We start from the raw sequence: 24531 nt of genomic DNA, 5'->3' as shown, positions 1-24531 counted from the left end.
CTGTCATTGGATGTTTAAACTGGCGCCATTATACCTAGATTATAGGCTTTTGAAACTTAAAAGCTTGAGCCCGGCTTAGATAAAAACTCGATTTCTTCGTGAGTTGATTCACGTTGCAAAATTGCATTACGATGAGGATAACGACCAAAGCGATCGATAATTACTTTATGCTTAAGTTCAAATTCATAACCATGCTCGGGAATTTGCTTATAAAGTTTAACCGCGGCTTGATGAATCAATTTTGACTCACTGTGCATATAAGGCATATAGAGAAACTGCCGTTGGATATTAGACATATTCACATCTAAACCAGTATCAACGGCACTTTGACTTAAACATAAAGCCAAGGGATCCGATGCAAATGCTGCAGGAGAATTGCGAAACATATTTCTGGAGAATTGATCTAAGATAATTATTTCTGCAAGACGCCCCTTAATAGACTCTCGCCAATGTTCTAATTCACCTAGCATGGCTTGTTTATGGACATCGAAAAAACGCTCTTTTATTTCTAGGTCAAATTCAAGATCTTTAATCCACCATTGTTTACTGGGAATCTCTTTAAACCAAAAATCGAGTATCTGTTCGGGATGCATCATATGTATTTCTGGCTCTTGCTCTTAATTTCAGCCTTAATAAGCTCCAGTAGGCCTTCGCTAGCGTGTTCAACTAATTCAACGACTTTGGTAAAACCTTTGGCCCCACCATAGTAAGGATCTGGCACATCATGAATATTTAAAAGCGGTGCAAAATCTTTTAAAAATAACTTTAACTTAGAATCGTAAGCATTTGATTTAAATGATTTTAAATTGTTAAGATTAGATTCATCCATCGCAATAATGAGATCAAACTTTTCGTAGTCATTTGGCGTTACTTTGCGCGAACGGATCCTTGATAAATCATAGCCATGACGTTTAGCTTCTTGTTGCGATCGAGGATCCGGAGCTTCATTAACATGGTGAGCACTGGTACCAGCGGAATCCACGAAGACTTGGTTAGATAAACCAGCATCGGTCACCAAGCTTTTAAAGACGCCTTCAGCGGTTGGCGAGCGACAAATATTACCTAAGCAGACAAACAGTACTGAATACATAAGCTAAAGCTGAAGTAGTTTATAGGTTATCTGGGCTTGGGCTAAGTCTTCTTGCGTATCAATTCCCATACCCGGGGCTTCTTTCGCTGGTTCAATATGAATCGAATAGCCATTTTCTAGTACACGTAGCTGCTCGAGTGATTCTAATTGCTCAAGAGTAGATACAGGCAACTTAACATAGTCAGCTAAAAACCCTGCTCTATAGGCATAAATACCGATATGCCTTTGGCAGTGAGATAAATCTTTTACTTCTTTTTGCTCAAAGCTTCCCCTTTGCCAAGCAATGGGTGCTCGAGAGAAATATAGTGCTTCGTCGTTATTATTTGAGACCACTTTAACCACATTAGAGTTGAAAACTTCTTCATCGCTGGTTATTGGAGTAGACAAAGTTGCCATTTTCGATTTGGAATTTGCTAAGCCCAAAGCAACCTGCTCAATGTTAAGCGGCGAGATAAATGGTTCATCACCTTGAACATTAACAACAATATCATCATCTGAAAAATTAAGAGTTCTACAAACTTCGGCCAACCGATCAGAGCCTGATTGATGTTCAGCAGCAGTCATACAAACTTCGGCTCCAAATTCAGATGCAGCTTTAGCGATTCGCTCATCATCGGTGGCGATTATTACTCTGGCAGCATTCGCCAGTCTGCAGCGTTCGTATACATGCTGAATCATCGGCTTGTCACCAATTAGGGCAAGCGGTTTTCCTGGTAGGCGCATTGAGGCAAAACGCGCAGGTATGACAACAATAAATTCCATCTTAAGCTTTAATTGCCTCAAGTTCTTCGAACCTCAATTCTCGCGCTTGGCTTTCAAGCATCACTGGAATGTCGTCACGGATCGGATAAGCCAATTTGTCAAAACAGCATACCAATTCATCTTTATCTTTTAAGAATAACAACTGCCCTTTACAAGAGGGACAAACTAAAATATCTAATAATTTTGAATTCATGATTCACTCAGTCTAATAATTTATTCAAGGCTTGCTGTAATGCAGATTGGCTTTCTGGAGAAAGTATTGCTGTCACCGGTAAATAATAAAAACGTTTATCAGCAAAAGCTTTGCATTTCACCGCATCTTTTTCAGTCATGATAATACTTCCTGCTTCCTCAGTAAAATCGCCTGCTTGGAAATTATGATGATCTGGAAAGCTTTGTTCGGAAAACTCTAAAGACAATGATTTGAGGCTGTTGAAAAATCTCTGTGGATTACCAATGCCAGCAACAGCATGGATGGGGGTTTTTAATTCATCAGGCGTAATTGATGAACTATCGACTACGAACTTTAATGTCGATGTCTCTAATGTCATATCCTTACCATTAAGGATTTTAACATCACAGAGCTTGGCACGACTTATTGGCTCGCGCAAAGGTCCAAATGGCATCAGCCAGCCATTACCATAACCACGTGAATTATCGACAATTAAGATTTCAAGATCGCGCTGTAAAGCATAGTGCTGTAAACCATCATCACAAACCACAATATCACAGCCAAAATCATCAATCAGTTGTTGAGCACCACGCGATCGCTGATAATCAACAACGATAGGACATTGGGTATTTTTAACAATTAAGAGTGGTTCATCGCCTACTTCATTAAGTTGTGATTGCTGCTGAACATGCTGCGGATGTAGAGATGTATCACTACCGTAACCACGAGTAATCAAACCTGGCTTATGACCTAGTTCCTTTAAGTAATTAAGTAAATAAACCGCGAAAGGTGTTTTGCCGGTACCACCAACATTGATATTACCTATAACTATAACCGGCACATCTAGTTTGTTAGATTTAAAGAAACCGAGTTTATAAAAAGAATGTCTAAGCCAAACTAAAACCTTTAAAAGCCAATGAAGAGGTATAAACAGCCAAAGCCACCAAACAGTGTCTCGGTACCATAACTTTTCAAAGAAAATTTGCGACTTACTGATAGCCATACACTTTAATCGGTTTACTCTGAGAATTGCATTTGGTGTAGGCGATAGTATTCACCTTTAGCCGCTATAAGCTCTAGATGACTGCCCTGCTCTTTTATTGCACCATTATGAATAACTAAAATTTCATCTGCACTTTCTATAGTTGATAAACGATGCGCTACAACGATTGTTGTTCGGTTCTGCATCAAGTTTTCTAAAGCATTTTGAATATGACGTTCGGACTCAGTATCTAAAGCTGAAGTGGCCTCATCAAGGATCAAAATAGGCGCATCTTTTAAAATTGCGCGCGCTATTGCTATACGTTGTCTTTGCCCTCCGGATAATAAAGAACCATTATCTCCAATATTGGTATCTAACCCTTCAGGTAATTCTTGTATGAATTCCCAAGCATTAGCGTTTTTTGCAGCATTAATAATATCTTCATCAGTAGCGTCTTCAGCGAAACCGTAAGCAATATTGTTTCTAACTGAATCATTAAACAAAATGACGTTCTGAGAGACAATCGCAATTTGTTTTCTGAGTGATTTTAATTGGAAATTCTGAATCTCAGTCCCATCAATTTTGATTGCCCCTTGTGATAAATCATACAAGCGAGGCAACAAATGAGTAATGGTGCTTTTGCCCGAACCGGAGCGCCCAACTAAGGCAATAGTTTTGCCCTTGTTTACCTCGAAACTAATTTGGTTTAGAACTAACTCATCACTTTTCTTATAACTGAAGCTGACATTTGAATATTCTATACCTTGCTCAACCGAGTGTAGCTCAAGGGAGCCTTTATCATTTTCTGACGGTCGATCCAAAATTTCAAAGACACTTTGCGCGCCGGCTATACCTTTTTGCAATATGCTATTAACGTTAGATAATTCTTTTAATGGCTTTAATATCAACATCATGAAGCCTATAAAAGTAATAAATTGGCCGCCAGCCATGCGACCATCAAGGATTTGTAATGAGCCAAAGTAAACAACTGCCGCAAAGCCAATTCCGGCAATAAATTGAATCATAGGTGATGCTAGACCTTGGGCAATAATCAACTTCATGTCTTGCAGTCGGTTTTTATTTGCAGCCTGATTAAAATCACTCACTTGCTTACTGTGACCACCAAACATTTTTATGACTTCTTGCGCTCTAACGCTTTCTTCAGTTTTATGAGTAACATCGCCAACAGTATTTTGTATACCTTTACTGACTTTTTTAAAGCGTTTTGCACTGACATTAACAATCAGGCCAACCGCTGGGGCGATAATCAATACAAACAATGTTAAGCGCCAACTGATTATCAGCATATAGATCAATGAAAAGATCACCATGCCGCCAGAACGAAGCGCAATGGTGATAGCCTGCGAACTTGCTTGAGCGACTTGCTCTATATTAAAAGTGATTTTAGCGATTAGCTCACCAGCAGAACGATTTTTAAAAAAGCTGTTCGGCTGATATAAGTAATGCTCAAACAATTCCTGCCTTAGTGATTGAACCACTTTTCGGCCGGTCCACCCAATGCAGTAGGTAGCAATAAAGTTTAAAATGCCACGCAAAAAAATAGCCCCTATGATTACTAAAGGTGTTTTTACCAATAATACATAGCGATCTTTATTTTCAATGGCAACATCCAGATATTGAATTGCATTTACAAAAGAAGCTTCTACTAATGCATATAAAATATTAGCAAGGATACCGACAAATACAGCCCACTTATATCGTTTGGTATAACCCAAGATACGACCATAAACTTGTTTGCTGTTTTGTTCTGTGGCGGATGACTCTGTCATTAAGACTCTTCGCTTGGTTGCTGTGTTGCCATTTGGATATTACTAAAGCCTAACTGCCCTGCTGCATCCATAACTTTGATTACCGCTTTGACAGGTGCATCTTCATCAGAACTGATAACCACGGGAATAGTGATATCGTTTGAAACGCTTTGAATGGCGCTTTTAATGGTATCGATTTGGCGATTTAACAAACCTTGTCCATTGATATAAATCTCACCCGCTTTGGTGATGCTGATATCTACTGAAGCTGGTAAAGCTTCTGACGGTTCGCCACTGGCTTCAGGCAGATTTACTGTGATTTTCGTTTCTTTTTTGAAACTGGTGGAAACCATGAAGAAAATCAATAGTAAAAACACCACATCAATCAAAGGTGTTAAATTAATTTGTAAATCTTCCTTTCGCTTTTTAAGCCACATAAAGCTTAAGCTCCCGTAAAGATTTCTCTTTCGCCATGAAGAACATCCACCATTTTTAAGGCTTCTTGCTCCATCTCAGTCACTAACTCTTCAACCTTGCGAGTAAAGTACCGATGCAATACAAGCGTAGGTATCGCGATAGCCATTCCTGCGGCAGTAGTTATCAAGGCTTCAGAAATACCGCCTGCTAGCGCATCAGCGTTGCCCACACCTTCCAGACGAATCACGGTAAAGACTTTAATCATACCGATAACGGTACCTAAAAGCCCCAATAAGGGCGCTACTAGAGCGATAGAGCCCAAAGTGTTTAGGAAGCGCTCTAGACGAATAACAATACCTCGCCCAGCCTCATTAATACTTGCTTTCATCGCCTCTCGGCCAAACTGATGATTAAGTAAACCTGCAGTTAAAACTTCGCCTAAAGCTGATGAATTCTTGAGGTCGCGCATTTTGGACTTATCGAATTGACCATTTTTAATCCATGTCCAGACCTGAGCCACTAAGTGTTTTGGCAAAATACTGTCTTTGCGTAATGACCAAAATCGCTCAAAAATAATCCCCATAGCGATAAAGGAACACAAAATGATTGGAACCATGGTCCAGCCGCCGGCTTTTAATAAATCCAGCAACATGCCTGTAGAGCTTGATGTGGCTAGCATTGAATAGTCCTCAATTTGATTCTTCCTGAAGTTATTGTTTGAAGTATTTGTTTTATAAAGCCTATTCTAGTCAACAAATCCTTTGGTTACAAACCGCTATCGAGATTAATTTCACTCTTGAGATCTGCTTCTATTAATATAAAAATTATCCCTAAATAGCGACTAACGCTATAATTGGGCAAAGTGTTGATAACACCCTTTTAGTAAAAAGCAGTTAATAGAGGAATCCATTGAAACATTTATCTCTTAAAGTCGGCGGCGTACCGGAACATTTTAACTTGCCTTGGCGCTTAGCCATTGGTTCTGGTGCACTGAAAAAACATCATATCAATGCCCAATGGCAAGAGTTTCATAGCGGGACAGGCGCTATGGTTCAAGCACTAAACAATGGTGAAGTAGATGTAGCGACTTTACTAACCGAAGGCGCTATTAAAGCTGCCGCGCAGAAAGACTGCCAGTTTGAGCTTTATGCTTTCTACACTAAATCCCCCCTAATTTGGGGGGTTCATACCCCGCTAGAGACTGATATCAAGTCTCTAAAGGATCTAGGTAAAGCCACTTTTGCCATCAGTCGCTATGGCTCTGGTTCAAACCTAATGGCGTATTTATTAGCTGAATCTCAAGGTTTATCCGTTGATAATTTAAAATTCGAAATTATTGATAACTTGAAGGGTGCGCGAAACTTATTCAAAAAAGGCGGTAATTACATTTTCTTGTGGGAAAAGTTTATGACAAAACCATTAGTGGATGGTGGCGAAATGATTCGAATTGCAGACTTCCCTACCCCTTGGTCTTGCTTTGTGACTTGCATGAGAAAAGAGGTTTTGCAAAACAATCCAAAGCAAATAAAGCAGCTGATGAAAAGCGTACTAAAGAGCGCCAAACATTTAAAACAATCACCAATCGCAGAGCAATTAATCGCAGAGCAGTATCAACTTGAGTTGGCTGATGTAAAAACTTGGTTTGATTCGACTCAGTGGTATAAAAAAGTCAGCTTAAATTCAGAGTTGATCGATAGAGTAACCGATAAGCTTAAACAGTTAAGCATTATCGATTAGCCCAGCAATACTAACCGTCCAATACAGTGACTTTAGTATTGCTGTTTTTAGCTTTAAAAACACTGGTAGCTTTTGAATAAAAGTAATTGGCATTCATCATTGCCGAGGCAAAAGTCTTGCCCTGATCGTTTAAATAATTTGCCAACGCTTTTTTTGCGGATAAATTGCCTTCTTGTGCGGCCTTACGGTAATGCACCATGGCTCGACGCTCGCTAACTTGGCAACCCAGTCCAAATTGATAACAGTTCGCCAGATACAATTGTTTCTGCAATATATTAGGATCGGTTATTGCGCTAAAGTATTCCTTGGCTTTAGCGTAGTCTTTCGTAGTTCCGAGTCCTAAAAAATATAACTCTGCCGCACCTAGATAAGCAAAATCATCGCCGATGTGTTGAATTGACCTTTGATACCATTCTAAGGCTTGCGAATAGTCCTGTTTCCAGTTGTCTTTTGATGGAAGGCGATACAATTGCGCGATTTCAACATAGGCTTGAACCTCGCCTAAATTTACTAGATGCAAAAAATGAATCTTGGCTTGCTCGTAATTGCCCTTGCGTTTAGCTTGGTACGCCTTTTTCCATTTAGCGCTGGTATCTCGAAGATTCATAATCTTAACTAGATGACTTTTGATTTATTGATTTTGATCATGCCAATCGACATAGCTAGCAAACTTAAAAATAATTGTTTCAGCTGTGTCTATTTTATCTAAGGTAGATATTTTTAAACTCGCAGTGCCCTTAACGTATTGCCTACCGCACTCCCCCTGTAGTTGCAAAAGCTCACAACGGTTCTGCTCTTCATCTTCAAAAGCAATAGCGTCAGCATGGGTAATATCGAGTTCTGCATGATGAAAGACATGAGTAACCACACTAGGCAATCCATCGGAGAAACTATTCATTTCATTAATATGAACCATAGTACCGAAAGGCATTTCATAAGCGACTTTAGGATATTCTGTAGCTTTTTCAGCTTGATAAAAACTCAAACCCGTCACTGGATATTTTCCAGCTGTGAAAGTGGCTCTATTATCAGTTGGACGAATACTGATCCCCAAAACCCCAACGTCATCAAGGTATTCAGAGGGATAGTCTTGAATCGCAACTTGCAGTAAATAGGCCGGCTCTTGATATGGAACCGATTGGACTAAATAGTCACATTCAATTCCAGACAAAGCCTTAGGAGAAACCACTTCGCAATATTCTGGGTAAATTTCATCGTAATACGGCCCACCCTCATTGTCATTAGAGCTTAAGAAATCTTCATTAAACGAACTGTTCTCTTTATTAGAAACTATAGCATTAGGGTCGATATCGTTATTAGCATCACCGCAAGAAACCACAGAAAAAGTTACACCAATGGCGATTAACGCTAGAGAGGTTTTGTTCATATTTATCACTATGAATTACAAAAATTAAAAACGAAACGTTACCACCAAAAACAAAGTTGAAAGATTTACCAGTTCACGAAAATACAAAACCGATAACTAAATTGTTTATACCACAAAATAGAAATCGTGCTGAAAAATGAAGTACGGCCTTTGTTATAAAGCCGGCTTATAGCATTTTTAGTTAAACCTTTGACACTTACAGACAAACCTCAGAATAAGGAGCTAGGTAAGATAGCTAGCGAAGTAAATCTTACTTTGTTGACTTCAAGAGGCTTGAATAACTTTGTTAATCTCTATGTGACTGATAAAGCCAGCCTCTTGAGTCAATCTTACAATAATGAATCATAACTATATGACTTGGGGATACTCATGAAACTATTTAATAAAACTATCGCAGCAGTCTTAACTGCTGCGGCTTTAGGTATATCTGTTAACGCAAAAGCCGCATCTTGCGCAAACCCTGTTGAAAAATTAACCAGAGTTTTAGACTGTATTGATGTGGAAAACGCCTTCTGTGCAGCTAGAGGCTATGCTTGGAACTTCAAAAAATTTCATAATGGCGTCGATACAAAAACCAATAATTTCTTGTTAAGTCCGATTGGTTGGCTGACAACGTTTAACTTTATCGGCTTTGAGTTTGACATTCAGCACCTTGAGCAAATTGACGAAGATACTGTTGATATCCATTACTACGAATACGTTCGCTTCCCTGATGGCGAAATCATTACTCAATACGAAGAAGCGGAAGTCACCTTTAACAGAAGCTGCCGCATGACATTGTGGGATCAAGAAGGCGATCAAGCAGAGCAGGATGCCGTGGATGAAAAAACCAAAGAACTTTTTCCTTTCTTTTAATTAAGAAATTCTAAAAATATAACAGCTATGGCCCGCCTCTTCCCAGAGGCGAGCGTATTTATTCAATAAACCCTTTACAGACTTAATTGCTGCCCCTGCTCATTCGCATTCTTACGTCGGAAAGACATAATGACCTTAAAACAAAAAAACCAGCTTACGCTGGTTTTTGAAATAATGGCGGAGCGGACGGGACTCGAACCCGCGACCCCCGGCGTGACAGGCCGGTATTCTAACCAGCTGAACTACCGCTCCGCGACGAGTGTTAGTGTATAGATAACTATGACTAACAAGGTGTTTGCTGGGTGACCTCTCGGTCAACGGCGTGCATAATACTGGCCTTCGTTTTTTGCGTCAACACCTTTTTTAAATATTTTTCAAATAGGCTATAACTAAGGCAAAGCTGAGCGATATATAATGAAAAGCTGCTTAATATTTAGTCTTGGTCAAGATCTTCATCTGAGTCTTCAATCGGTATCCAGGATATAATTCTATCTTCGATATCTTGACCGCCTAACAGATTCTCCGGAGTAACTTTGTCTCTAACGCTAAAACCGAGTTTATGGACCGTTTCTCTATCGCCGGTTTTAAGATGATGCCAGTCAGGTAAATCTTTCCCAGCTGCTACGCGGCGATAGCCACATGTATCAGGTAGCCAATAGTAGTCATGAATATTATCCGGGGTGATTTGCATACAGTCTGGAACCAGCTTAGTTCTATTGCCATAATCAGTGCAATTAAGCGACTTTTCATCCAGCAGATAACAAATCACATCGGTTTGCATCAAAAGGCCCTCTTCCTCATCTACAAACTGCATACGGCAACATTTGGCGCAACCATCACACAATAACTCCCACTGCTCAGAAGTCATTTCTCGCATTGGCGTTTCTAACCAGAAATCACTCAATTAGTTGGTTCCTATTAAGCGAGCAATATCGTCTTCGGTTGGCGGCATCTGCAAGTAGTAACCATCTTCTTCAAGCTTAGATTTAACATCTTCTATCTTTACTAGCGCTAGTTTATCTTTCTTAGCTAAATCTAAGTGCATTACAAGTTCTGGATCGCCCCACATGGCCAGTAAGGTTTCTGGTAATGATTCTAGCTTGCTATTAAAAGGAACATAGAGGTAGGTATCTAACCTTTTCGAACTTTTATAGATTGAGCACATCATAGGTAATTGTCTTTAGCTTTTTGCGTTTGGTTTTAGCTGCGTTAGTACTTTAGAATTGAACGGCTTCAAATGCTTCCGAAAGCAATGTTTTTCGCCAATCATTCCAAAAGCGGTTTGGTCTAACATCCAACTTCATATTACGCATTATATAATATTCAATCAGTCTTTTGTTAGTTAAAACCTCTTGCGGAATATCATTCTTATCAGCCACTTGATTCGCCAAAGCTTTCAATTGCCTAGAAAGCTCTTTGGCTTTAGGAATTTTATGAAAAGCTTTTACTGGCTCTGGCCATAGTTCTGGGTTAACAAGATCGGCTTGTGTTATGGTCGCTAATAATTCAGCACCATAGCGGCGTATACTTGCGCGATGACAACCAGCAGCCAATAGGTCTGACATTTTTGGATTTGGGGTTTGGCAAATCTCTAATAATTGTGGATCACGAAAAATAAAGGTCTTGGGTATATTTTTGAGCCTGGCTAATTGCTCACGCCAGCTGGCAACGTGCTTTAAACGATTAGTTTGTTTTGCATCTAAGCGAAAAATGCCTTTCATCCGAAGGTAATAACTATCATAGTTTTCTGGAGCTGAAACCGCTTCGAACATGCTGTCCACATCTTGAATTACATACTCAAAAGTTCCTAGCTCTAACATTTTATCGCGAAGCATATAATAAGAAGGCAGTAAGAACTGAACATCCTGTGCGGCATAAATAAGTTGCTCTTGCTGTAAGGGCCGCTGCATCCAGTCAGTCTTAGTATGCTCTTTATCTAGACTGACACCTGAAATCAATTCAACTAAACGTAAATAACCTAAACTAGGCCCCATATCGGCGAAAGCGGCAGCTATTTGCGTATCAAAGATTTGATTAAATTTGAAATGGTATTTGTTAAATAGTGCTTCTAAATCTTCACCACAACTGTGAAAAATTTTTACTAGCGTTTCACTCTCAAAAACACTTTTTAGAGGCGAGACATCTTTAAGCTCTAGAGGATCAATAAACCAAATTTGTTGGCCATCATTAATTTGAATCAGCGCTAAGTTATGAAAATAGGTATTGGTTCTATCAAACTCAGTATCAACTGCTATCGCTTCTTTACTGAGCCATTCTGAACAAAGTCGACTTAAGGTTTCAGTATCACGGATAAAGGATACTGAAACATTTTCATCATGTTCTGATAATTTAAAATCCTGCAAGTTTGTCCTTAACGATTTTTCCGTTGCTATATGTATTCATATTTTATCTAGTTACTGAATAATTACCTAGATTACTTATTTTAGTACTTTTTTAGTTATTTACCCTGTTCTTCTCTTAATTATTTCCTTAGTTCTTTTCTTAAAATCTTCCCAACATTCGATTTTGGCAATTCGTCATAAAACTCAACAACTTTAGGGATCTTGTAACCGGTTAAATGCTCGCGACAATGCTCGATTAAATCTTTATCCGTTAAATTAGCGTCTTTTTTAACGACGCAGATCTTAACCACTTCACCTTTAACATCGTCAGGTTCACCAATAGCAGCGACCTCTAATACACCAGAGTGTAGCGCCACTACATCTTCAATTTCATTTGGATAAACATTAAAGCCAGAAACTAAGATCATATCTTTTTTTCTATCGACAATTCTTAAATAACCACCTTCGTCTATAGTCGCCATATCGCCAGTCGCCAACCAGCCATTTGCATCAATGACTTTTGCAGTTTCTTCAGGACGATTTAGATATCCTTCCATTACTTGCGGACCTTTGACCCACAACTCTCCAGCTTCATTCAGCCCAAGCACATTATTATCATCATCGCGAATTTCAATATCAGTATTTGGCACAGGTAAACCAATAGTGCCGCTGTAGCTAGTGGCATCTAACGGATTCATACTCACTACAGGCGAGGTTTCAGTAAGGCCATAGCCTTCTAAAATTGGAACGCCTGTGATTTTTTGCCAAGCATCGGATACTGATTTTTGGACAGCCATTCCGCCGCCAATCGCTAAATTTAAATGATTAAAGTCTAAACTTTTAAAATCGGCGGTGTTGCACAAGCCATTAAATAAAGTGTTCACTCCAGTGATAGCGGTGAATGGGTATTTATTCAAAGTTTTGCAGAAATCTTTCATATCACGTGGATTTGTGATTAAGACACTGTGACCGCCCGCTTTAGTAAACAACAAGCAATTAACGGTTAAAGAAAAAATATGATAAAGCGGTAAAGCAGTAATGATCGTTTCTTTGCCCAGCGCCAAAAATGGTCGCATCCAAGCGTCAGTTTGCATCAAATTAGCAATCATATTTCTATGGCTTAAAACTGCCCCTTTAGAAACACCAGTCGTACCTCCGGTGTATTGCAAGAAAGCAACATCCGATTGATTGACTGAAATCGCTTCAAGATTTAAAGCATTGCCTCGGTTTAAAGCTTCAACAAATGAAATGCCTTTAACAGAATGTTTTGGCACCATTTTTTTTACTCGACGAACTACAAAGTTAACGATGAAGCGTTTTATACCCGAACAAGCATCGCCTACATTTGTCAGCACGACTTGTTTTAAACTAACGTCATTAAGCACTTCTTCAAGGGTGCTAGCAAAGTTTTCAAGAATGACGATCGCATCAGCACCACTGTCATTGAGTTGATGCTTTAATTCTCTTGGCGTGTATAAAGGATTAACGTTAACAATTGCAATGCCTGCTTTTAAAGCACCATACAATGCAATTGGATATTGCAATAAATTGGGCATCATAAGAGCAAGTTTATCGCCCTTTTCTAAGCCTAGATCTTGTTGTAAAAAAGCGGCGAAATCAGTGGCTTTTTGGTCAAGCTCTTTATATGTAAGCGTAATACCTAAATTTGAAACTGCAGGTCTATCACCATACTTTTCAACGCTTTCCGCCAAAATTTCAGCTAAATTATTATATTGGGTACAGTCTACATTTTGCGCTACCGCTTCTGGGTAGTTTTTAAACCAGATGGGTTCCATTCAATACCTACTAATCTTATTTTAAAAATTCTAATATCTTTTCTGCAGTTTCCTTGGGGTACTGCATATGAAAGTGGTGGCCACCTTCACAGTTAATTTGTTCAAAATTCTTTATTTGAGCCGTTCGAGATCCAATTGGGAATTGATTTAATATTCCATTATTTGCCTTCAACAATAACACATCTGCTTCAACCTTGGCTATTATTGCGGAGTGCTGATTCTCAGTCATCCTCAACCAGGACATACGTTTTAAACGAGCATCACTGGACCATTGATAACCCTTATCCGTCAACATAACACCTCGTTCGATTAAGGGATAAAGGATTTTCCAGTTAAGTTCTGAAACTTGGGCTCGAGCCTTAGCTGCGATTTCCAGATCATTGAAAAATCGCTTGTTACTAGTTTTTTTGCGCCTTTGGATTATAGCTTCTTCTAAATGCTCAACTGCTTGCTCAGAAGGTGCGGTAATAGCCCCCATCGAATCTATCAATGCCATACGTGTGAACCTGCCTGGAATCGCTCCTGCATACAATAAACCCAAAGCGCCCCCCATTGAATGTCCGATGAATTGACATGATTCGATGTTTAAGGTGTTCAGAACAGAGTCGATTACAGAAATGCCCGAAACGAATTGATAATCTGCGTCTTGGGATAAATGCTCAGACTGACCATGCCCTGGCATCTCAAAAGCTATCAGCCGATATTTTTTATCCAAGTATGGAGCTAGATAATGAAACGTAGCGGCATTATCCAGCCAGCCATGCATGCAGATCACTGGCTCAGCATCGGGTTCTCCCCACTCTATCACTGAGATCTTCTTATCATTTACAACTAAATGATATTCGCGTTCAAATTGAAATTGCATCTGCGTTTAGTTTAAAACTACCACTTATGAAATGTGCCAAAATTATAGGGACTTCTCGGTCAAAGATAAACTGGTCATTCCAGATTTATTATCTTTAGCCTCTATTACTGAAATCTTCATTTTTTGTAGGCATAAAAAAAGGGTCATTTATTAAATGACCCATTTGAGTAAGAATTCTCAAAAGAGAAGTGACAATGACAACCAAGACAGTAGAAAAGTATTGCTAGTGCAATTCAGAGAGGGGAAACTTTTCTACTCTCTTCATAATATAAGAGTGCTAAATAGCCAAAAAGTTCAACCTCATGAAGCACTTAGCAACTTTTCTGCTGGCATTTTACAATCTCAACAAGACTTGATTTATAAAACAATAGCTTAAGTATTTAAGTTAAAGCGGAATAACATGTCCATTTTACAATTAACGCTGAACATCGATTACTTTAAACTCAATTTCAGTGGCTTTTAAGAGTAACTCAGGAGTTTTATTAGCACCAAGCATTAAGGGTATATGAGTCGCTGACACATTAGTCAAATTCCACGTAGGATCAATGGCTTGCCAATAACCATCGTTAAAGAATTCAACCCAAACATGGCCGCCGAAACGCTGTTTTTCATCCCCTAAATAGATAAGGCCGCTAACTTGTCTGGCTGGGATATCGATAGCATTTAACATCTCTGTCAATAATAGAGCATGCTCGGTACAGTCCCCTATTCCATTATCTAAAATATCATCAATTTCAAAGCTAGCCGGAAGCGTTTTATAGGTCAAGCGGTTATGGACATGCGAGACTAAGGACTCAACTTTTTCGTTAATAGTTTGCGAGGACTTTATCAATGACTGTGCTAAAGCTCCAGCTCTAGGGTGCGCCGCTTCAATTGTTGACCTTTGACCAGGATACTCATAACCACGCTTAAGTCTGAGTCGATTATTTTCGATATTTAGAGCCGGATGGGCATTACTAAGCTTTAAAGCAGGTGTTATAAGCAATTCCAAACCCTTAATTTGTTGCGTTTTCCCTAAAGCTTGATCAACAGCAATCCCCGAGGCTAAATACAAATCCCGTTGCATTTCAGGATTAATAGTTACTTTGCCATCACTTTTAATATAGATCATGCCATTGGCTTTGGTTTCTTTTAACAAATATCCCTCTTGGGAAAACTCTAATAGTGAAGCTTGCGATTGATAGCTGTCGTTAATATCAGCGCTATTTTGCAACTGATGCTTAACTCGATAAACGTTATTGCTATTAGGAGCAGTTCCCATTAACTCATAGCGAGAATAATGTAATCCATAATCGTCATTATTAAATTCTTTTACGATTTGTGTTGGTTTAGTGTTTTTTCGTTGTAGCCAAGAATACTTGGTTAAGTAATCTTCTAACGTATAGTTGATGGTTGGAGCTAGAAGTTCCGTAGCTTTACCATTCCGAGTTTCAATAGCCGATAGTTGTTTACCATTGTTAATCTGCTTCTCGACTGATAAATAGGGTTCTTTTGAAGTAATAGTAATCTGACTTAATTGGTATGGTGATTTACTTGAAAATACCAACTCTCTTTTAAAACTAAACTCCATTCTTTGGGATTGCACCCTTCCAGTAATAAAATCTTCTTCGGTAACTGCAAAATGATCACGGTTTTTTTCTAAAGATAAGCTTGCCCAACCAACCGCTTGGTTTTGCCAATTAATTTGATACCAAAATTTCTGCGACTGTAAATTTTCAGGCTGCCAAGGATGAGTTGCAGACTTATCATTTGGGTAAAAGAAAAATGCTGCTAAACCTAGAAGGCTTAACAGCACTATTAAAACAAGTGTATTTTTTGCTTTAAGCATCAGCAGTTTTGGTGATCTTGAAATTTAAAATTCCATAAATGAACGATACAATTGGATTGATTAAGTTAAAGAAACAATAAATCCAATAAGCACCTGTTGCAACACCTAAAGTACCAGCCATATAAGCACCGCAGGTATTCCATGGAATTAATGGCGAAGTAATGGTTCCTGCATCTTCTAACGTACGAGAAAGATTTTTCGCATCCAGACCGCGACGTTTAAATTCAGCGCGATACATACGGCCTGGTAATACAATTGCAATATATTGATCTGACGCAATTACATTCATGCCAATACAGGTAAGAAGAACTGAACCGATAAGTGATCCAGTGGATTTTGCCATTCCAATAATTGAATGAACCAACTTTTGCAACAGACCGGTTTTTTCCATAGCGGCACCAAAAGTCATCGCACATATAATCAACCAAATGGTATTGAGCATGCTCGACATTCCACCACGACTCAACAAGCGATCAAAGGCTTCAACACCTGTGTTAATTGAGTAGCCAGAAAACAACGAACTCCAAACAGCGGTTGTGTAAGTCGCGACTGTTGATAACTTATCATTATTAACAAAGTTAGTTACTGCATCGCCTTGTAAAAGCACTGCAAAAATACAACCTAAAAGTGCGCCAACTAAAATAGTCGCTACTGCTGGTACTTTTTTAAATGCCATGACAAAAACCGCTAACAAAGGCACTAGTGACCACAAACTAATATTAAAGTTACTGTCTAATAACGTTAGAGTTTCCTGTAAGCCCAACGCTGCTTCTGCCGCCTCTTGCCTTAAACCAATAATGGTGAAAATAACCATAGCAATAATTAATGATGGCAAGGTGGTCCAAACCATATGTCGAATATGGGTAAATAAATCAGTTCCAGTAATTGCCGGAGCTAAATTGGTAGTGTCTGATAAAGGCGACATCTTATCGCCAAAATAGGCACCTGAAATAATAGCTCCCGCTGCGATTGCCGGGTTTAGACCTAAACTGTCTGCAATAACAATAAGACTAACGCCAACGGTTCCTGCCGTAGTCCAAGAACTTCCTATACTGATAGAAACAATGGCGCAAATCACTGTAGAAGCCACATAAAAGTATTCTGGTGATAAGACCTGCAATCCATAGTAGATCATAGTTGGCACTGTCCCGGCTAAAATCCAAGCACCGATTAAGGCTCCAACCATCAACAAGATCAGCATTGCTCCCATGGCAAGACTGATGCCTTCGACAATACCTTTTTCTAACTCTTTCCAGGTTTGACCATTAAGCAGGCCAATAATAATTGCTATAGAAGCAGCTAGTATCAATGCTATTTGGTTAGCACCATAGGAAGAGTCTGAACCGTATAACTGCACCGATAAAAACAATAAACCAATCAAAAATAAGATTGGTATTATTGCTTGTAAAATACTCGGTTGGCGACTTTGAGAATCTACCATCTTTAATCCTTTTCTTTTTTATCTATTTACGATAAGCCGTATTCTTATCTGTAGAAATATCTTTATATCTATCACGAAGGCGCTTCGATTTGGTTGCCATATTGACAAGCTCACCATCGATAATGACACTGACTGCACTCGTAGTCACTTCTAGCGGATCGCCATCCCAAACGACCAATTCAGCATCATAACCTGACATAATCTTGCCATAGCTTGTATCACTTCCAAAAACTTTTGCTGGAGTTGCTGTGAATGCTTTTAAGGCGGCTTCATAAGGCATGCCATAACTTACCGCGACACCTGCTGAGTGACGCACCGTATGTGCATTATGGGTATTTTGAAAACCAGGTCCTAGAAACATCAATTCCACGCCAGCTTTGTTCATTAAGCTAGAGTTTTCGATGCGTTGCCCTAACGCTTCAAAACTTCTAGGAATATTATCAAGCGGATCGATTAACACAGGGACATTAGCGGCAGCAATCTCTTTAGCCACCATCCAGCCTTCTGCGGCTCCTTTCAGTACTAAACGAATGCTATTTTTCTTAGCGAATCGTAATAATGTCATTATATCGCTGGCACGATTAACACTCATAACCAATGGCGTGTTGCGATTCAAAACATCTTGCATGGCTTTTAAATCATCAATCGAAAAACCTAACTCGCGATATTCACCGGCAAAAATAGCTTCGTAATTATCAGCATACTCTCTAGCTTCATCCAATAAGGTTTGTAGTTCTTTCAAGGCCGTTGCTCTTGAACCGCCTACTCTGCCAGAACCTGACTCACCGTAAGATCCAAAAATAGCAACCGCACTTTTAATTAATGGATTATAGTTACCATTTAAACTCATAATCGAGCCTTGCCCATAAACTAGATGTACGCTGCTATAAGCAGGACTGACAAGAGTACGAGTAACGCCATTAACACGATTATGAGGAATTAAAGTCGAGTTTGGATTAAAGGCTTCATCTAAATTAAAACTAGCGCCTGACATTTCATCATTAGTAACGGAATCAACAGTTTGATTAAGCGCGTCAATTTCAGCTAGACCTAAACTGTTAGCAACTGCGAAAATACCTGGGGTCACTACTTTATCAGTCGCATCAATCACGCGATCCGCAGAATTGGTTAATTTCTTACCCACAGAAATAATTTTTCCGTTATTAATAAACACATCCGATTGCTGCAATGTTCCTTGAGAACCTAGGGTATGGATTTTGGCGTTCTTGATTAAAATTGATTCTGCTGAAACAGTAAAACTGGTCGCAGCTACTAATCCTGCCAATAAGAATTTGGATAGTTTCATAGTCTATTCTCCTCTGGCTTAACTGCACCTAAATCAAAATCGCTTACAGGTTGAAGCTCTGCATTAGCGCGATCATATTTCAAAGCTCCATCAATAAATACTTTTTCCGCTTTAGAATAAACACTAAAAGGATTGCCATCCCAAATCACGATGTCTGCCATTTTGTCTTCTTCTAAAGAACCCGTTTGTTTTTCTACACCAATGGCTTTAGCAGCATTGATAGTGATCCACTTAATCGCATCTTCCGCTTTGATATCTAAGCCCATATTAACGCCTGAAGTCATGGCTTTTGCGGCTTCTTTATTTAGATGTTGAATACCAACGGCTGAGTCAGAATGCACAATCGCACAAGCACCGGCTTTATCGACTAATGCCACATTTTCAGGAACCGTATCGTAAGCTTCTTGTTTAAAACCCCACCAGTCTGACCACATTGCAGAACAAACATCATTCTCAGCTAATAGATCGGCAATTTTGTAGGACTCAATCGCATGATGGAACGTTGATACTTTATAATCAAACTCTTTAGCAATATCGAGCATCACCGCCATTTCATCGGCGCGATAGCAATGGTTATGCACTAAAATTTCGCCATTTAATACACCCATCAAAGTATCAAGTTTTAAATCACGCTTTGGTTTTTTACCTGGCTTACCTGCTTCAACCGACTTGTTATAAGCATCCCATTGCTTCTTATAATCGGAAGCTTGGATCCAAGATTTGCGGTAACCCGCGACATTACCCATTCGTGTGGCTGGCGCTCTACCCTTTGAACCATAAACACGCTTTGGATTCTCACCACAAGCCATTTTCAAACCATGAGGCGCCTCAGGAAATTTCATATCCATCACAGAGCGGCCCAAGACATTCTTCAAAGTCACGCTACGACCGCCCACAAGGTTTGCTGAGCCTGGTAAAATCTGCATAGAAGTTACCCCAGCTGCTAAAGCAAGACTAAACTGAGGATCTTGTGGCCATACTGAGTGTTCTGCCCAAACTTCTGCAGTAACAGGTGCTGTCATCTCATTACCGTCTGCACTAGTTTGCACTCCTGGCGCTGGATAAACACCTAAGTGCGAATGCACATCAATAATCCCCGGCGTTATCCACTTGCCTTTCGCATCTATAACTTGCAAGTCATCATCTGAAGGCTCAGATAAATCATCACCAACGGAGACAATTTTGCCGTCTTTAAAATAAATAGCGCCGTCATTGATTTGCTCACCAGCAGCGGTAAGAATGGTGGCATTCTTAATAAAAACTGGTTGAAACTCTTGCACCTGATAACGGCTAGCAAAAGGTTCTATGATTTCTTTTTCTTGCTCAGAATCATCCGCACAAGAAACAACAACAGCGCTTAAAAGCGCCGCAATTGCAGTTTTATAAAACTTATTTTTCATTCTCAATCTCACCTATTTAGAAAAATTGAACTCCAAAGAATCTATCCAAGATCGTGATAATACCAATGGTTCCTAATATCACCGGACAAATAAACATAACAGCAAAATTAATATATTTGGTTACGATCGGAATAGCATTCTCGCGACCAATAGCAATTTCTTCATTTAAATTATTGGTCTTCCAAATATAAGCTACAAAAATAGAAATTAAAGCACCGCCTATTGGTAAGAATGAATCACTAGCAATTAAACCAATAAAGTCCATAAAGTTAGTCGCTTTATCATCGTCACCTAGGGTCACAAAACTAGTTAAGGCTTCGACGCTACCATTTGACAGCATAGAAGGAATACCTAACAGGAAGATAAATATGGCCATCCCCCAAACCGCATAAGGACGTTTAATTTTCTTTTCATCCACTAAATAAGCTACTGGCACTTCTAGCAGCGAAACGGTGGAGGTTAGAGCTGCAAAAGATAGCAATAAGAAGAATACCGAGCCAATTACGATGCCTAAAGTTGGTCCTAAGCTTTCGAAGACACCTGGTAACGTTGCAAAGATAAGGCCCGCACCGCCTTCAACACCTTCCATGCTACCTTGACTTAAATAAGCCACAAATGGAAAAATCATCAAGCCAGCAAGGAATGCGATTGAAACATCTGTTAGGGTTATTAAAGCCGCTGAGCGAACAATATTTTGCTTTCTTGATACGTAAGAGCCGTAAGTAATTAACGCGCCCATACCTAATGATAGCGAGAAGAAAGCTTGCCCTAATGCAGAATAAACCACTTCACCATTAATTTCAGAAAAGTCAGGCACCAGATAGAATTTAATTCCTTCCATAGCCCCATCTAAAGTCAAAGCATAGAAAATCAAACCTAAGATTAAAATAAATAAAGTTGGCATTAAAATTTTTGCGGCTCTTTCGATACCACCTGAAATACCGCGAGATACGATAAAGGCGGTCACACCCATAAAGACAATGCCATACAAACTAATTTTGGTAACATCGGTGATAAAAGTACCGAATTCTTTACCAATACCAAAGTTGCCTTGAACCATCTCTAAGAAATAACCAAAAGCCCAACCTGCAACGACATTATAAAAAGATAAAATCAATACACCGGCTATGATTCCCAGCAGACCAATAATTGACCAATTGCCGTGGCCTAATTTCTTGAAAGCGCCTACAGGATTGAGTTGTGTTTTGCGCCCAATAGCGATTTCCGAAACCATTACTGGAAAGCAAAGTAAAAAACAGAAAGTTAAGTACAGGACAACAAAAGCGGCGCCGCCACCTTGTCCTACTTCAAAAGGAAATTTCCAGATATTACCTAAACCAACCGCCGAACCAGCAGCCGCTAAAATAAATCCGATACGTGAATTAAATTGACCACGTTCAGTTGCCATAACTACTTCTCTTTATTTAAATTATTAAAATATATAACCCCAGCCGCTAATATCATCATATTATGAGATGGCTAACAAGGTTTAAGCCTTGAAATCATGAAGTTTTTACTGGTTTTTCTTTATTTAAGCTAATTTTCAGATAGGATATTTACAAAAGCTATTCTAATCATCCTTATGATCAACATAAAAACTATTCTAATAACCTTTATCCTTTGGTTTATCGTTGCTTGTGAAAAACAGCAGCGCAGCCTGGAACAGGAAATCCCCATTAGTAATAATGCGGTTGCCATTGCTTATAATTCATCCAACCAACCGATGATTTATTCCTTTAATGGACTTAAAGTCGATAAAACTTGGCAAGATGTTAGCTCCAATAGCTTTGCTGTTAATCCTCTTAATGGAGCCGTTAAACAATTAGCGGATGTGCCGGGCAACGCAGGTCGTTTAGCTTCGATAGCAGCAACCGTTGGCAACAAGATTTATATCTTCGGTGGTTATACCGTTGAAGCCGATCACTCTGAAGTTTCTACGCCTGAAGTTTATCGATTTGACCCTAACCAGGAGACCTATGAGCTTGTCTCTGAAATGCCAACACCGGTTGACGATTCGGTGGCCTTAGTTTATCAAGATCGCTATATCTACTTAGTTAGCGGTTGGCACAATGATGGTAATGTCTCATTAGTGCAAATATTAGACACTACTGACATGAGTTGGCACTTGGGCACCCCATACCCTGGCGCACCAGTTTTTGGTCACTCAGCAGGATTCTTGAACAATAAAATAATTATTAGTGATGGTGTTAAAGTGCTGAAAGTTGTCGACGGCAAGCGACATTACGGCATAAGCGATGATAATTATTTGGGCACTATCGACGCAAATGACTTTCGTAAAATCAGTTGGCAAAAGCTCCCTATGCATCCAGGACCTGCGCGTTATCGAATGGCTGCAACCGCTAGTGCAAAACTAAACAAGGTGATCTTTGTTGGAGGCAGTGACAACCCCTATAATTTTAATGGTATTGGCTATAATGGAATCGCTAGCGAACCCGTAGATTTAATTTTTGGTTATGATTTTATTACTGAGCAATGGCAAACATTAGGTACACAAAAAAAGCCCACCATGGATCATCGCGGGCTTCTCGAAATTGAACAAAACTTTTATATTTTCGGCGGCATGGAGTCAAATCAAAAAACCACTTCCAAACTTTATAAAATCGAGTTAGGTGTACCTAAATAATAGCCTAGTCTAACTCACTTTCAATGCTCGCCTTTAGACCTAAGGTTCGGGTCATTAAGCGTTTAAAATAAAACTCTTTTAACTGCTCTTTATCAGCAATAAAGTTCTGACTTTGCTGACCAGATTTATTGGTCATTTTGAGCCACAAATAACCGTATATGATCAAAGCAATATAATTAAGATAATCACAAGCAATTAATTGCTGAGTATCAGGATCAGCTTTGTCTATAATAGTTTGTGATAAGTTCTCAAGTTCTTTTAATTTTGCGGCAAGCTCCGACTTACGCGAACAGTCTGCAAATGAAACCATATCTGATTTAAGCGTCTGCAAGAATAAATCCAACATAGCGCCTTTATTGGCGACTAACTTACGACCAATTAAATCCAGTGCTTGAATACCGTTAGTACCTTCGTAAATTTGTGCGATACGAGCATCGCGAACATGCTGCTCCATCCCCCACTCTTTTACATAACCATGACCACCAAAACATTGCTGACCAATAGTACAAACGTCATAACCGATATCAGTAAAGAAAGCTTTAGCAATAGGTGTTAAAAATGCGGCCATAGTATCAGCATTTTTAGCTGCATCTTGATCGCCTGAGTGGTGTGCTATGTCCATATAAGAGCCTAGCCATACACCTAAAGCCCGACCTGCTTGATTATAAGCTTGCATGGTATTTAGCATACGCTGTACATCACCATGCTTGATAATTGGCGCAGTTCCTTCATGCCCTTTAGCGCGACCTTGTAAACGATCATGCGCATAATCATTAGCTTGCTGATAAGCCATTTCACCTAAGCCGATGCCTTGAATACCAATCGATAAACGCTCAAGATTCATCATAGTGAACATGCAACGCAAGCCTTGATGCTCTCCACCAATTAAATAACCCTCTGCATCATCAAAATTCATCACACAAGTAGATGAACCTTTAATGCCCATTTTGTGCTCTATTGAGCCACAAGCAACGCCATTGCGCTCCCCAAGGCTATCATCATCATTCAACTTGAATTTTGGAACCAAGAATAAGCTAATGCCTTTAGGACCTGCTGGTGCTCCTGGTAAACGCGCCAAAACTAAATGGATGATATTCTCTGCCATATCGTGCTCGCCACCGGTGATAAAGATTTTCGAGCCTGAGATTTTATAAGTACCCTCTTGGGCTGGTTCTGCTTTAGTTTTTAATAACCCCAAATCTGAACCCGCATGTGCTTCTGTTAAACACATAGAACCAGACCATTCGCCAGAAATCATTTTTGGTAAATATGTAGACTTAATGGCTTCATCCGCATGTGCTTGCAATAGATGATAAGCACCAGCAGTTAAACTGCCATACAAACAAAATGAAGTATTGGTTGAATAGAAAGTTTCTTCCACTAAAACGTGCAAGGCTTTAGGCAAGCCTTGTCCGCCATATTCAGGACTTGCGGTAAGCGACTGCCAGCCACCTTGCACAAATGCTTGATAGGCTTCTTTGAAACCTTTAGGTGTTGTCACTACCGTATCATTATAATGACAACCTTCTTCATCGCCCGATTGATTAATAGGCTGCAAAACGCCAGCAGCAAATTTCCCAGCTTCTTCTAAAATTGCCGCGTATAGCTCATTATCAAACTCAGCAAAATCTTCAACGCCGGCAAAACGCTCATCGAATTTAAAAACATCATTAACCAAAAACATCATGTCTTGGTGCGGAATTTGATAACTCATTAGTATTTACTCTTTTCAAACAAA

At 39.4% G+C, this 24531-nt stretch carries 24 protein-coding genes and 1 tRNA gene; 3 read left to right on the top strand and 22 right to left on the bottom strand.

What is annotated here, in order from left to right; genetic code table 11:
- Positions 1–56 precede the first annotated feature (56 nt).
- From GJS41_RS01515 to GJS41_RS01480, 8 genes are read right to left on the bottom strand one after another with little or no spacing between them, the layout of a single operon-like run.
- Positions 57–593, bottom strand: a complete 537-nt coding sequence (locus GJS41_RS01515; RefSeq protein WP_154246942.1) for a DUF924 family protein — start codon at positions 591–593, stop codon at positions 57–59.
- Positions 593–1090 carry a low molecular weight protein-tyrosine-phosphatase gene (locus tag GJS41_RS01510; RefSeq protein WP_154245578.1) on the bottom strand — a complete coding sequence of 166 codons (498 nt, stop codon included), beginning with the start codon at positions 1088–1090 and terminating at the stop codon, positions 593–595. The genes GJS41_RS01515 and GJS41_RS01510 overlap by 1 nt, the downstream gene beginning before the upstream one ends.
- Before the next feature lie 3 nt (positions 1091–1093).
- The gene (gene kdsB, locus GJS41_RS01505; protein ID WP_154245577.1) at positions 1094–1852 is read right to left on the bottom strand and encodes a 3-deoxy-manno-octulosonate cytidylyltransferase; all 759 of its coding nucleotides are present in this window, start codon (positions 1850–1852) and stop codon (positions 1094–1096) included.
- A 1-nt stretch (position 1853) separates the two neighbouring features.
- A complete protein-coding gene (locus tag GJS41_RS01500) occupies positions 1854–2045 on the bottom strand; it encodes a Trm112 family protein (protein WP_154245576.1) in 192 nt (63 codons plus the stop codon).
- A gap of 7 nt (positions 2046–2052) precedes the next feature.
- Positions 2053–3027, bottom strand: coding sequence for a tetraacyldisaccharide 4'-kinase (lpxK, locus tag GJS41_RS01495; protein ID WP_154245575.1), 975 nt, complete (start codon positions 3025–3027; stop codon positions 2053–2055).
- A gap of 14 nt (positions 3028–3041) precedes the next feature.
- Entirely contained in the window at positions 3042–4796 is a 1755-nt protein-coding gene (msbA, locus tag GJS41_RS01490) for a lipid A export permease/ATP-binding protein MsbA (RefSeq protein WP_154245574.1), read from the bottom strand.
- A complete protein-coding gene (locus GJS41_RS01485) occupies positions 4796–5212 on the bottom strand; it encodes a biopolymer transporter ExbD (RefSeq protein ID WP_154245573.1) in 417 nt (138 codons plus the stop codon). The genes msbA and GJS41_RS01485 overlap by 1 nt, the downstream gene beginning before the upstream one ends.
- Positions 5213–5217: 5 nt before the next feature.
- Positions 5218–5871 carry a MotA/TolQ/ExbB proton channel family protein gene (locus tag GJS41_RS01480; protein WP_154245572.1) on the bottom strand — a complete coding sequence of 218 codons (654 nt, stop codon included), beginning with the start codon at positions 5869–5871 and terminating at the stop codon, positions 5218–5220.
- Positions 5872–6101: 230 nt separating this feature from the next.
- Between GJS41_RS01480 and GJS41_RS01475 the strand changes: the two genes are divergently transcribed.
- Complete coding sequence (locus GJS41_RS01475) at positions 6102–6929, top strand: ABC transporter substrate-binding protein (protein ID WP_154245571.1); 828 nt, start codon at positions 6102–6104, stop codon at positions 6927–6929.
- 10 nt (positions 6930–6939) lie between these two features.
- Here GJS41_RS01475 and GJS41_RS01470 read toward each other — a convergent pair whose 3' ends face one another.
- Together GJS41_RS01470 and GJS41_RS01465 are read right to left on the bottom strand one after the other, a co-directional pair.
- Positions 6940–7536: a tetratricopeptide repeat protein gene (locus GJS41_RS01470; protein ID WP_154245570.1), complete on the bottom strand. Its 597-nt coding sequence runs from the start codon at positions 7534–7536 to the stop codon at positions 6940–6942.
- A 24-nt stretch (positions 7537–7560) separates the two neighbouring features.
- On the bottom strand, positions 7561–8316 hold the full coding sequence (locus GJS41_RS01465) for a hypothetical protein (RefSeq protein WP_154245569.1): 756 nt from the start codon (positions 8314–8316) through the stop codon (positions 7561–7563).
- Positions 8317–8685: 369 nt separating this feature from the next.
- On the opposite strand from GJS41_RS01465, the gene GJS41_RS01460 reads away from it, so the two are divergent.
- On the top strand, positions 8686–9171 hold the full coding sequence (locus tag GJS41_RS01460; protein ID WP_154245568.1) for a hypothetical protein: 486 nt from the start codon (positions 8686–8688) through the stop codon (positions 9169–9171).
- A gap of 175 nt (positions 9172–9346) precedes the next feature.
- Here GJS41_RS01460 and GJS41_RS01455 read toward each other — a convergent pair.
- The 11 genes from GJS41_RS01455 to GJS41_RS01405 form a co-directional block, all read right to left on the bottom strand.
- Positions 9347–9423, bottom strand: a tRNA-Asp gene (locus GJS41_RS01455).
- Between the two features lie 181 nt (positions 9424–9604).
- Positions 9605–10075 carry a YcgN family cysteine cluster protein gene (locus GJS41_RS01450; RefSeq protein WP_154245567.1) on the bottom strand — a complete coding sequence of 157 codons (471 nt, stop codon included), beginning with the start codon at positions 10073–10075 and terminating at the stop codon, positions 9605–9607.
- Entirely contained in the window at positions 10076–10339 is a 264-nt protein-coding gene (locus GJS41_RS01445) for a YcgL domain-containing protein (RefSeq protein WP_154245566.1), read from the bottom strand.
- 49 nt (positions 10340–10388) lie between these two features.
- The gene (locus GJS41_RS01440; protein WP_154245565.1) at positions 10389–11534 is read right to left on the bottom strand and encodes an HRDC domain-containing protein; all 1146 of its coding nucleotides are present in this window, start codon (positions 11532–11534) and stop codon (positions 10389–10391) included.
- 119 nt (positions 11535–11653) lie between these two features.
- Entirely contained in the window at positions 11654–13309 is a 1656-nt protein-coding gene (locus tag GJS41_RS01435) for an AMP-binding protein (RefSeq protein ID WP_154245564.1), read from the bottom strand.
- A 16-nt stretch (positions 13310–13325) separates the two neighbouring features.
- Entirely contained in the window at positions 13326–14174 is an 849-nt protein-coding gene (locus tag GJS41_RS01430; protein ID WP_154245563.1) for an alpha/beta fold hydrolase, read from the bottom strand.
- Between the two features lie 415 nt (positions 14175–14589).
- Positions 14590–16002 (bottom strand): transglutaminase family protein, encoded by a 1413-nt coding sequence (locus GJS41_RS01425; RefSeq protein ID WP_154245562.1) that lies wholly within the window; start codon positions 16000–16002, stop codon positions 14590–14592.
- On the bottom strand, positions 15995–17443 hold the full coding sequence (gene nhaC, locus GJS41_RS01420; RefSeq protein ID WP_154245561.1) for a Na+/H+ antiporter NhaC: 1449 nt from the start codon (positions 17441–17443) through the stop codon (positions 15995–15997). Before nhaC ends, GJS41_RS01425 begins: the two co-directional genes overlap by 8 nt.
- A gap of 22 nt (positions 17444–17465) precedes the next feature.
- Positions 17466–18749 (bottom strand): amidohydrolase family protein, encoded by a 1284-nt coding sequence (locus tag GJS41_RS01415; protein WP_154245560.1) that lies wholly within the window; start codon positions 18747–18749, stop codon positions 17466–17468.
- Positions 18746–20149: an amidohydrolase gene (locus GJS41_RS01410; RefSeq protein WP_154245559.1), complete on the bottom strand. Its 1404-nt coding sequence runs from the start codon at positions 20147–20149 to the stop codon at positions 18746–18748. Before GJS41_RS01410 ends, GJS41_RS01415 begins: the two co-directional genes overlap by 4 nt.
- A gap of 16 nt (positions 20150–20165) precedes the next feature.
- The gene (locus tag GJS41_RS01405) at positions 20166–21557 is read right to left on the bottom strand and encodes a sodium-dependent transporter (RefSeq protein ID WP_154245558.1); all 1392 of its coding nucleotides are present in this window, start codon (positions 21555–21557) and stop codon (positions 20166–20168) included.
- Between the two features lie 174 nt (positions 21558–21731).
- On the opposite strand from GJS41_RS01405, the gene GJS41_RS01400 reads away from it, so the two are divergent.
- The gene (locus GJS41_RS01400) at positions 21732–22793 is read left to right on the top strand and encodes a kelch repeat-containing protein (protein WP_154245557.1); all 1062 of its coding nucleotides are present in this window, start codon (positions 21732–21734) and stop codon (positions 22791–22793) included.
- 4 nt (positions 22794–22797) lie between these two features.
- Here the strand turns inward: GJS41_RS01400 and GJS41_RS01395 are convergent, their stop codons facing one another.
- Positions 22798–24507, bottom strand: a complete 1710-nt coding sequence (locus GJS41_RS01395) for an acyl-CoA dehydrogenase family protein (protein ID WP_154245556.1) — start codon at positions 24505–24507, stop codon at positions 22798–22800.
- Positions 24508–24531 lie beyond the last annotated feature (24 nt).

The sequence above is a fragment of the Kangiella sp. HZ709 genome (assembly GCF_009674675.1).
GTDB lineage: Bacteria > Pseudomonadota > Gammaproteobacteria > Enterobacterales > Kangiellaceae > Kangiella.
This window is presented reverse-complemented; position numbering and strand designations above follow the sequence as displayed.